This is a genomic window from Rhizobacter sp., assembly GCF_031412495.1.
Classification (GTDB): domain Bacteria; phylum Pseudomonadota; class Gammaproteobacteria; order Burkholderiales; family Burkholderiaceae_C; genus Schlegelella_A.
On the sequence record NZ_JANODC010000276.1, the window covers coordinates 1 to 9197 of the forward strand.

Annotated in this window: 10 protein-coding genes; 1 reads left to right on the forward strand and 9 read right to left on the reverse strand. The window is 71.2% G+C overall.

Annotation, left to right across the window (positions count from 1 at the left end; genetic code table 11):
- Nucleotides 1-25: 25 nt before the first annotated feature.
- The 5 genes from AC30N0_RS10425 to AC30N0_RS10445 are packed head-to-tail and all read right to left on the reverse strand — an operon-like array spanning nt 26 to nt 4668.
- Nucleotides 26-499 carry an SDR family NAD(P)-dependent oxidoreductase gene (locus AC30N0_RS10425; protein ID WP_489517848.1) on the reverse strand — a complete coding sequence of 158 codons (474 nt, stop codon included), beginning with the start codon at nt 497-499 and terminating at the stop codon, nt 26-28.
- The gene (locus tag AC30N0_RS10430) at nt 496-1134 is read right to left on the reverse strand and encodes a LysE family translocator (protein WP_489517849.1); all 639 of its coding nucleotides are present in this window, start codon (nt 1132-1134) and stop codon (nt 496-498) included. Before AC30N0_RS10430 ends, AC30N0_RS10425 begins: the two co-directional genes overlap by 4 nt.
- Before the next feature lie 39 nt (nt 1135-1173).
- Nucleotides 1174-2352, reverse strand: a complete 1179-nt coding sequence (locus tag AC30N0_RS10435; RefSeq protein ID WP_489517850.1) for an acetyl-CoA C-acyltransferase — start codon at nt 2350-2352, stop codon at nt 1174-1176.
- Between the two features lie 16 nt (nt 2353-2368).
- Complete coding sequence (aceK, locus tag AC30N0_RS10440; RefSeq protein WP_489517857.1) at nt 2369-4165, reverse strand: bifunctional isocitrate dehydrogenase kinase/phosphatase; 1797 nt, start codon at nt 4163-4165, stop codon at nt 2369-2371.
- Between the two features lie 14 nt (nt 4166-4179).
- A complete protein-coding gene (locus AC30N0_RS10445; RefSeq protein WP_489517851.1) occupies nt 4180-4668 on the reverse strand; it encodes a MerR family transcriptional regulator in 489 nt (162 codons plus the stop codon).
- Nucleotides 4669-4716: 48 nt separating this feature from the next.
- Between AC30N0_RS10445 and AC30N0_RS10450 the strand changes: the two genes are divergently transcribed.
- Nucleotides 4717-5805 (forward strand): MBL fold metallo-hydrolase, encoded by a 1089-nt coding sequence (locus AC30N0_RS10450; protein ID WP_489517852.1) that lies wholly within the window; start codon nt 4717-4719, stop codon nt 5803-5805.
- 13 nt (nt 5806-5818) lie between these two features.
- Here the strand turns inward: AC30N0_RS10450 and AC30N0_RS10455 are convergent, their stop codons facing one another.
- From AC30N0_RS10455 to glyS, 4 genes are all read right to left on the reverse strand, one after another.
- Entirely contained in the window at nt 5819-6691 is an 873-nt protein-coding gene (locus AC30N0_RS10455) for a M48 family metallopeptidase (RefSeq protein WP_489517853.1), read from the reverse strand.
- A gap of 28 nt (nt 6692-6719) precedes the next feature.
- The gene (locus AC30N0_RS10460; protein WP_489517854.1) at nt 6720-7493 is read right to left on the reverse strand and encodes a lysophospholipid acyltransferase family protein; all 774 of its coding nucleotides are present in this window, start codon (nt 7491-7493) and stop codon (nt 6720-6722) included.
- A complete protein-coding gene (gmhB, locus tag AC30N0_RS10465) occupies nt 7490-8098 on the reverse strand; it encodes a D-glycero-beta-D-manno-heptose 1,7-bisphosphate 7-phosphatase (protein ID WP_489517855.1) in 609 nt (202 codons plus the stop codon). The genes AC30N0_RS10460 and gmhB overlap by 4 nt, the downstream gene beginning before the upstream one ends.
- Before the next feature lie 10 nt (nt 8099-8108).
- A partial coding sequence (gene glyS / locus AC30N0_RS10470; RefSeq protein WP_489517856.1) for a glycine--tRNA ligase subunit beta occupies nt 8109-9197 on the reverse strand: 1089 nt, incomplete at its 5' end.

Below are 9197 nucleotides of genomic sequence, written 5' to 3' on the forward strand. Positions count from 1 at the left end.
GTGGCCGCCTCGCTGTCGCCACGGCTCACCACGGGATCGGCGTCCCGTCGTGGTCGAGGAAGCTGCCGCTCTGCGCCGGCGCGAGCCCGGCGATGACGCGGCGCATGCCGGCGACACTGGTCGCCACGTCGATGTCGGCGCCCGGCCCGCCCATGTCCGTCTTCACCCAGCCGCGCATCGGCCCGAGGACGTTGGTGCGCATGACGTGATCGAAGTCGGCCTCGCTCGGCGCATCGAGGCCGCCGCCGCGGGCCGCGGTGACGCCCGCGTTGACGATGGCGACGTCGAAGCCGGCACCCTCGACCTGCCAGGCCAGGCCGGACGCGCTGGCGGCGTCGGCGACGTCGAGGCGCAAGGCCGTGGCGCCGAGACCGAGCAAGCGCTGCAGGCCGGCGTCGTCGCGCGCCGTGGCCGTGACCTCGGCACCCTCGGCGCGGTACTGGCGCACGAACTCGAGGCCGATGCCGCGCGACGCGCCGACGACGAGCACCTTCGTCATGGCCGCTCGCTCAGCGCCAGGCGGGCGGCGAGCAGGCCGAACATCCCACCCGCGGTGGCCTGGAAGGCACGCCGCCAGCCGTCGCCCGGTCGCCAGCGGCGCAGCGGCGCGACCAGCAGCACCAGGGCGACGAGAAAGGCCAGTCCCTGGACCACGAACCAGGCGCCGAGGAACAGGAAGGCGAGGGTCTTGCTGGGCGCGGCCGCATCGATGAACTGCGGCAGCAAGGCGAGGAAGAAGACGGCGATCTTGGGGTTCAGCGCGTTCGTGACGAGGCCGTCGCGGTACGTCCGCAGGGTGCTGACCGGAGCCGGCGTCGCGACTGCGGCGGCCGCGTCCCGCGGCCGGCCCGCTTCGCGCAGCATGCCTGCGGCAAGCCACAGCAGGTAGGCCGCACCGGCCCACTTGAGGACGGTGAACGCTGCCGCCGAGGCGGCCAGCAGCGCCGCCAGGCCGAACGCCGCTGCCAGCGCGTGCAGCACGCAGCCGCTGACGATGCCCAGCGCGGCGGCGAGGCCGGCCCGCACGCCGCCCTGCAGGGTGCGCGTCACGGTGAGGGCGAAGTCGACCCCCGGCGTCGCGTTGACGACGAAGACCGTCGCCGCGAACAGCTCGAGCGAGTGCGTGCCGAACATCGCGTGGGGCTGCCCGGTCGTGCTCGCGCCGGCGCCGCCTCAGAGCAGCTCGACCGCCATCGCCGTCGCTTCGCCGCCGCCGATGCAGAGCGCGGCGACGCCCTTCCTCTTGCCGTTCTTGCGCAGGGCGCCGAGCAGGGTGACGACGATGCGCGCGCCGCTGGCGCCGATAGGGTGGCCGAGGGCGACCGCGCCGCCGTGGACGTTGACGATGTCGTGCGGCAGCTTGAACTCGGCCATCGCCGCCATGGTCACCGCCGCGAAGGCCTCGTTGACCTCCCACAGGTCGACGTCGCCGACGGCCCAGCCGGTCTTGCCGAGCAGCTTCTGGATGGCGCCGATCGGCGCCGTCGTGAACAGGTTCGGTGCCTGCGCATGCACCGCGTGACCGACGATGCGGGCGATCGGCTTCAGGCCGAGCCGGGCCGCCGTCGACTCGCGCGTCAGCACGAGCGCGGCCGCGCCGTCGGAGATGCTCGACGACGTCGCGGCGGTGATCGTGCCGTCCTTCTTGAACGCCGCCTTGAGGCCGGCGATCTTGTCGAGCTTGGCCTTGAACGGCTGCTCGTCGTGCTTGACGACGACATCGCCGCCCCTTCCGGCCACCGTCACCGGGGCGATCTCCCAGTCGAAGCTGCCGTTCTCGTTGGCCTTCTTGGCCCGCTCGGTCGAGGCGATGGCGAAGCGGTCCATCGCCTCGCGCGTGAACTGGTACTGGGCGACGCACTCCTCGGCGAACACACCCATGGCGCGGCCGCGGTCGTAGGCGTCCTCGAGGCCGTCGAGCGCCATGTGGTCGTACATCTGGGCGGCGCCGTACTTGATGCCTTTGCGCGCGAACATCAGGTGCGGCGCGTTGGTCATGCTCTCCATGCCGCCGGCGACGACGAGCTGAGCGCTCTCGGCCTTCAGCATGTCGTGCGCGAACATCATGGCGCGCATGCCGGAGCCGCACATCTTCGACAGCGTGACGGCGCCTGCCGACTGCGGCAGGCCGGCGCCGAGCGCCGCCTGGCGCGCCGGCGCCTGGCCCTGCCCGGCCATGAGGCAGTTGCCCATCAGGACCTCGTCGACCGTGTCGCCACCGATGCCGGCGCGATCGACGGCGGCGCGGATCGCCGTCGAGCCGAGCTGGTAGGCAGCGAGGCTGCTGAAATCCCCGAGCAGGCCGCCGATCGGGGTGCGGGCGGCGGAAACGATGACGACGGCGTCGGCCATGGCGGAACTCCTTGGGTCAGCTGGATGCGGTGGATGCGGTGTGTCGCGTTGCGGCGCGCGCGACACGCCGGGACTCGAAGCGCTTCTGCGCCTCGTAGGGAAACACATCATGCACGTAGCCCGCCATGATGCGCTCCTTGTGGCCTTGCCAGAAGGCGGCGTCGAGCAGGTCGGCATGGTGCTTCATGAAGACCTCGCGCACCGCCGGATTGCCGAGCAGGAACGGGCCGAAGGTCTCGGGGAAGACGTCCTTCGGGCCGACCCGGTACCAGACCTCGCCCGACATCTCCTCCTCCTCGTTGCGCGGCTCCGGGATGCGGCGGAAGGTGCAGTCGACGAGGTTCTCGATCTCGTCGTAGTCGTAGAAGACGACCTTGCCGAGTCGCGTCACGCCGAAGTTCTTCCACAGCATGTCGCCCGGGAAGATGTTGGCGCGGACCAGGTCCTTGATCGCATTGCCGTACTCGACCACCACCGCCGCGATCTGCTCCGGCGTCGCGTCCTGCAGGTAGATGTTGAGCGGGATCATGCGTCGCTCGATGTAGGCGTGGCGAATGACGAGCGAGTCGCCGTCCTCCTCGAGCAGGCTCGGGCAGAAGTGCTTCAGCTCGGCGACGAGCTCGTCCTCGAAGCGGTGCCGCGGGAAGGCGACGTCGCTGTACTCGAGCGTGTCGGCCATGCGGCCGACGCGGTCGTGCCGCTTCACGAGCAGGTACTTCGACTGGATCAGCTCGCGCGTGGTCTCCTTGGGCGGCGGGTAGAAGTCCTTGATGACCTTGAAGACGTACGGGAAGCTCGGCAGGTCGAACACCAGCATGACCATGCCCTTGATCCCGGGCGCGATGCGGAACTTGTCGGACGAGTGCCGCATGTGCATCAGCAGGTCGCGGTAGAAGACGCTCTTGCCCTGCTTCTGCAGGCCGAGGGCGCTGTAGATCTCGGAGCGGGGCTTCCTCGGCATCAGCGAGCTCAGGAACTGCACGTAGGCCGACGGCACCTCCATCTGGACCATGAAGTAGGCGCGGGCGAAGCTGAAGACCAGCTGCAGGTCGTCCTCGCCGAAGAGGGCCGCGTCGATGACCAGGCCGCCCGACTCGCCATGGAGCAGCGGCAGCGCGAAGGGGACCTCGGTGAAGCCGTTGATGATCTTGCCGACGATGTAGGCGCCCTTGTTCCGGAAGAAGAGCGACGAGAGCACCTGGATCTGGAAGTTGGCGCGCATGCGGAACTGGCCGAGCTGCGCGGCCACCGCCTCCATCAGGCTGGCCACGTCGCGGTCGAGGTCCTCGAACTCGCGGTCGAGCTGGAAGTTGTGGACGACGCGGTGCCAGGTCTCGACCAGGGTGCCCTGGGTCGGGTAGTAGGCGCGGGAGGTCGGCAGGGCCCCGGGCTCCTCGTTCTCCAGGTGCTCGGTCGAGACGGTCGAGCGGACGAAGATGAAGTCGTTGTGGAAGTAGCTGCGGTGCAGGATCTTGGTCGTCACCGAGTTGAAGAAGGTCTCGGCGAGCTCGGGCTGGTAGTGGCGGATCAGCAGGCCGATGTAGTGCAGCTTGACCTGCTGCCAGACCTCCATCGGCAGCGCCGCGGCGTCGAATTCGGTCTGCAGCCGCTCGGTCGCCTCGGCGACGCGCCGGTCGTAGTACTCGATGCGCTGCGCCTGCGCCCGCTGCTGGCCGGGCCAGTCGGCCGCCTCGAAGCGCGCCTTGGCCTCGGCGCTGGCCTGGCGGAACAGCCGGTAATGGCGATCGAAGCCGTCGAGCATCGCCCGGGCGATGGCGAAGGCGCGCGCGTCGGTGAGCGCGGTGGGGAACATCGGCGCGGCGACGCTCATCCCCGGCTCCGCGCCCTCATCTGGCGCTCGGCCGCGGCCTGCTCGACGAGCACTTCGTCGAGGGTGCGGCGCACGTCGGCCAGGCGCTCCTCGAGCTGGGCCCGGTGCCGGGCCAGGACATCGAGGAAGCGGCGCAGCTGCGGCTCGCTGTCGCGCCGCGTGTCGTACATGTCGAGCAGGTCCTTGACCTCGGCGAGCTTCAGGCCGAGGCGCTTGCCGCGCAAGGTCAGCGTCAGGCGGACGCGGTCGCCGGCGTTGTAGATCCGCTTGCTGCCGGCCCGGCGCGGCCGCAGCAGGCCGCAGTCCTCGTAGAAGCGGATCGCCCGCGTCGTCAGGCCGAACTCGCGCGCCAGCTCGCCGATGGAATGCGTCGGCGCGGCAGCGGCGGGCCTGCGGCGCGCCACGGTCGACGCTGCCGGCTTGGCCGCCGTGGCGCCGGCTTCGGCAGCAGGGGCTCGGGCGCGTGGCAGGGCGGTGGCGGACATCGCGTCTTACACTCGAAGTTGACGTTTACGTAAAGTGTAATTCCACCCATGAACGACCTGGAAAGCCAGCTCGACTATCCCTTCGCCGATGCCCTGCCGGAGCCCGGCGCCGTCATCACGGTGGCTCCCGGCGTCCTGTGGGCGCGCATGGCCCTGCCCTTCCAGCTCAACCACGTCAACGTCTGGCTGCTGCGCGACGAGCTCGCCGACGCCGCGACCGGCGCTTTGCGCCAGGGCTGGAGCATCGTCGACTGCGGCATCGACGATGCGGCGACGCGGGCCGGCTGGCAGCGCATCTTCGAGACCGCACTCGACGGTCTGCCGGTGCTGCGGGTGATCGTCACGCACATGCACCCGGACCACATCGGCTCGGCGCACTGGCTGTGCCAGCGCTGGGACGCGCAGCTGTGGATCAGCGCCACCGACTTCAACATCGCCCGGCTGGCGAGCAGCGCCAGCGCCGGCTTCGGCGGCCCGCTCTCGGCCGCCTTCATGGCCCGGCACGGCATGGCCGCCGACCCCGACGCCGTCGGCCAGGTGCGATCGCGCATCAACTACTACCGCAACCTCGTCCCGGCGGTGCCCGACACCTACCGCCGCCTGCTCGGCGGCAAGACCCTCGCCATCGGCTCGGGCGCCGAGCGCAGCGACTGGATGTGCCACGTCGGCTACGGCCACGCGCCGGAGCACATGTCCTTCCACGACGAGGCGAGGGGCGTGCTGATCAGCGGCGACATGGTCCTGCCGCGCATCTCCACCAACGTCAGCGTCGTCGACGTCGAGCCCGAGGCCGACCCGCTGACGCTCTACCTCGCATCGATCGAGTCGATGCGCTCGATCGACGCCGGCGTCCTGGTCCTGCCGTCGCACGGCCGCCCGTTCCGGGGCCTGCACACGCGCATCGACCAGCTGCGCGACCACCACGATGCTCGCTTCGTCGACGTCCTGCACGCCTGCGGGGACGCGCCGCAGAGCGCGTTCGACCTCGTGCCGGTGCTCTTCAAGCGGGCCCTCGACCTGCACCAGATGACGTTCGCCATCGGCGAGTCGATCGCCCACCTGCACGCGCTGTGGCTGCGCGGCCGGCTGACGCGCCACGTCGATCCGGGCGGCGTGTTCCGCTTCAGCACCGCCTGAGGGCGGCACGGACTCAGCCGAGCTCGGCGAGGCGCTCGCTCTTCAGGTCGCGCCGGGCCGCGTCGACCTCGGGCACGACGGCGCGGACGAGCTCCCAGAAGCGCGTGCCGTGGTTCATCTCGCGCAGGTGCGCGAGCTCGTGCGCGACGACGTAGTCGATCGTCGCCGTCGAGAAGTGGATCAGGCGCCAGTGCAGGCGCACGGCGCCGCTGGCGCTGGCGCTGCCCCAGCGTGTCTGTGCCGACGACAGCGTCAGGCGCGTCACGCGCACGCCGAGCAGCACCGCGAAGTGAGCGCAGCGTGCCTCGAAGATGCGCAGCGCCTCGCGCTGCAGCCAGCTCTGCACGACGTCGCGCAGCTGCTCGGCGCCGGGCTCGCTCGGCAGGCCGACGCGCAGGGTGCCCGGCGCCGACCGCGTCGCCTCCACGAGGACGAGCTGGCCCGAGAGCGCGGGCCGGCGATCGACGACCACGCGCACCGGCTGGCCGAGGTAGCGGATCGTCGTGCCGTCGCGCCAGACGACGCGGGCCGCCATGCTGCGGGCGTTGCGCTCGCGCTGCTCGGCGAGCTTGGCCAGGATCCAGGTCGACTTCTCCTGCAGACCGGCCTCGATGTCGCGCAACGCCACCCAGCGCGGCGCGCTGACCGAGAGGCCTTCGATGCCGATGACGAAGCCGATCGTGCGCCGCCGCGACCGGCGCAGCGCATAGAACACCGTCTGGCCGTCGAGGCAGGTCTGGCGCGTCGCCTGCGGGTGGCGCAGCACGTCCGGCGCGGTGGGCGGCGCCGGCGCGAGGGCGACCTCTTCCGGCGCGTCGAGGCGGTCGCCCGGGTCCTCGAAGAGGCTGCGCTGCAGCACGTCGGCGAGTCGGCGCAGGCTTCGCACGACCGGACCTCCCATCGGTAATCGGGTCCTAGGCCGCCGCCGCGGCGGGCGCACCGCCGGGCTCGTAGGCCTCGGGGTCGAGGCGGCGCATCTCGGCCTCGATCCAGGCCTCGACCTCGCGCATCAGCTCGTCGGCGGCGCGGCCCGTCGAGGCGATCGGCCTGCCGATCGACACGTCGATCACGCCCGGGCTGAGGACGAAGCTCTTGCGCGGCCAGCAGCGCGCCGAGGTCACGGCAATCGGCAGCACCGGGTGGCCGGTCTCGACCGCGAGACGGGTTCCGCCGACCTTGTAGGTGCCCTTGCCGCCGCGCGCCGAGCGCGTCCCTTCCGGGAACATGATCACCCACTTGCCTTCGGCCATGTAGCGGCGGCCCTGCTCGGCGACCTTGCTCCAGGCCTCGGCGCGCTTGCTGCGGTCGATGTGGATCAGGTCCATGCGCGCCATCGCCCAGCCGAAGAAGGGGATGTACAGCAGCTCGCGTTTGAAGACATAGCAGAGCGGCCGCGGCAGGATCGTCGGGAACGCGAAGGTCTCCCACGTCGACTGGTGCTTGGGCAGGACGACGGCGGCGGCGTCGGGCAGGTTCTCGCGGCCGTGCACGCGGGCGCGCACGCCGCAGATCACTCGCGCCGCCCACACCGACAGGGCGAGCCAGCCGGCGAAGTACCAGTAGAGGCGCTCGCCGCGCACGAACAGCGAGTAGACGAGGCCGACCATCGCCCACGGCGCGACGGTGGCGATCATGAAGGCGATGAAGACGCCGGAGCGCAGCACCGCGAGGGCTCGGGCGGCGGTCATGGCAGGCCCCCGAACAGGGAATCCGGCTCCTCGACGCGCACGCCCTGCTTCCGCTCGCCGAGCATGAGGTGGGCCGCGAAGGCCGCCAGGTCGGCATGGACCAGCGTGCCCGGGACCTGCGCCTGGATGGCGCCGATGCCGGCAGCGTCGAGCGCGGCGCCCTTGCCGGTGCGCACCAGGTGCGGCAGGGCGCCGGCCGCCGCGCCGGCCTGCAGGTCGCGCAGCGAATCGCCCACCGCCGGTATCTTGTGCAGGTCGATGCCGTAGCGCTCGCCGATGCGCGTGAACAGACCCGGCCGGGGCTTGCGGCAATCGCAGCCGTCGTCCGGACCGTGCGGGCAGAAGAAGACGGCGTCGATGCGGCCGCCGACTGCCGCGAGCTCCCGGTTCATGCGCGCGTGGATGGCATTGAGGCTGGCCATGTCGAGCAGGCCGCGCGCCAGGCCCGACTGGTTTGTCGCGACCACCGTGTGCCAGCCGGCGTGGTTGAGCCGGGCGATCGCTTCCAGCGCGCCGGGGATCGGCACCCACTCCTCGGCGTTCTTGACGAAGTCGTCACGATCCTCGTTGATCGTGCCGTCGCGGTCGAGGATCACGAGCTTCATGGCCGCGCCCTCATTGCGCCAGCCGCGACAGGTCGGCGACGCGGTTCATCGTCGTGCGCAGCATGGCGAGCAAGGCGAGCCGGTTGGCACGCACCGCGGGCGCGTCGACGTTGACCATGACCTGGTCGAAGAAGGCGTCGACCGGCAACTTGAGGCCGGCGAGCAGGCGTAGCGACTCGTCGTAGCGGCCGGCCCGGAAGGCGGCGTCGGCCTGGCCGCCGAGGCCGCGCAGCGCGTCCGCGAGGCCGATCTCGGCCGGCTCCGTGAAGAGCGCCGCGTCGATGCCGCCGCTGCCGCTGTCGCCGCTCTTCTTGAGGATGTTGCCGACGCGCTTGTTGGCCGCAGCGAGAGCCGGCGCCTCGGGGAGGGTCAGGAAGTCGCGCACCGCGTGGATGCGATCGAGCGTCTCGTGCAGCGGCGGCCGCGGGCCGAGCACGGCGTCGACCACGCGCGTCTCGAACAGGGAGGAGAGCTGGTGGAAGCGCCGCTCGAAGATGAAGTCCTCCAGCTCGTCGACTACCTGCGCACCGAGGGCCGGATCGAAGGTCTGCGCCGCCCGCTCCAGCAGCTCGCGCAGCGACAGTGGCGGCGTCGTCGAGGCGGCGCTGACCCGCTCGAAGGCGTTGATCAGCGTCAGTGCGTTTCGGCGCAAGGCGAACGGGTCCTTGTCCCCGGTCGGCTTCAGGCCGATGCCCCAGATGCCGACCAGGCTCTCGGCCCGGTCGGCGATGAGCAGCGCGTCGGCCACGAGGTTCGTCGACGGCCCTTCCTCGCGGCCTCGCTGGTTCACGTACTGGTTGCGGATCGCCTGCACCACGTCGGCCGGCTCGCCATCGTGCGCCGCGTAGTAGCCGCCCATGATCCCCTGCAGCTCCGGGAACTCGCCGACCATGTCGGTGAGCAGGTCGGCCTTGGCGAGAAGCGCGGCGCGGTCGGCGCGCCCGACGTCGGCGCCGATCCGCTCGGCGACCCAGCGCGCGACGTCGCGCACGCGCGACACCCGCGCGCCCTGGCTGCCGAGCTTGCCGTGGTAGACGACCCTGTCGAGCGCCGGCACGCGCGACGCGAGTGTCTTCTTGCGGTCCTGGTCGAAGAAGAA